The following is a 789-nucleotide window of genomic DNA, read 5'->3' on the forward strand; positions in this document are numbered from 1 at the left end:
GTCCCGTCCGTCCTGTCGACCGACCTCCCGAGGTGGCGGCGCTCGGACGCCGTCCGGGTACGCGACTTCTCCTTCCGCGCGGGACGCATGGGCGAGGACGACGGCCACGGCTGGCTGATCGGCGGGCAGCCCTTCGACCCGGCTCGTCCGGACGTCACGGTCCGTCTGGGCGACGTGGAGGTCTGGCGCCTGGTCGCCGACGTCCACCACCCGGTCCACCTCCACCTGACGGGCTTCCGGATCCTCTCGCGGGGCGGCGACGAACCCCTGCCGCACGACGGGGGCCTGAAGGACACGGTGTCCCTGCGGCCGGGGGAGTCGGCGGAGATCATCACGCGCTGGGAGGGGTACCGGGGGCGCTACCTCTTCCACTGCCACAACGCGGAACACGAGGACATGGGCATGATGGCGAACCTCCAGGTCACCTGAGCCCACCACACGCGGGCCCGCGCCCGACGGGGCCCGCGCCTGGCGGGGCGCCGCCCAGCGCGGTGCGGCCCGCACCAGGCGCCCCAGCGCCGTCGCGTCGCTCGTTCGGGTCATGCAACCGCACTCCCCGGACACGCCCCACCAGGTCCCGGCACCCTGTCGTCCATGCGTGCCGCACCCCCACCCCTCGCCGCCGACCCCACCGCCCTGAGCCGTCTGCTCGGCATCACCCTCGACGCCCTCCGTGAGGGAGCGCAGGCCAGGGGCGGTCCCCTTCCGGCGGGGGGCCCGGGGGCCGTGGCCCGGAGGATCGCGGCCCTCGGAGCCGTACTCCCGGAGACCGGCACCGGCCCCGACGAG

At 75.4% G+C, this 789-nt stretch carries 1 protein-coding gene and 1 pseudogene; both read left to right on the top strand.

Annotation, left to right across the window (positions count from 1 at the left end):
* Nucleotides 1–429: multicopper oxidase domain-containing protein (locus tag CCN56_RS40680; RefSeq protein WP_218779511.1), on the top strand; the 429-nt coding region annotated here is incomplete at its 5' end.
* Nucleotides 430–594: 165 nt separating this feature from the next.
* Nucleotides 595–789 (top strand): annotated as a pseudogene (locus CCN56_RS40685) (aspartate aminotransferase family protein); the annotation flags it as partial.

The sequence above is a fragment of the Streptomyces sp. NRRL B-24572 genome, assembly GCF_002156145.1.
Lineage (GTDB): Bacteria > Actinomycetota > Actinomycetes > Streptomycetales > Streptomycetaceae > Streptomyces > Streptomyces vietnamensis.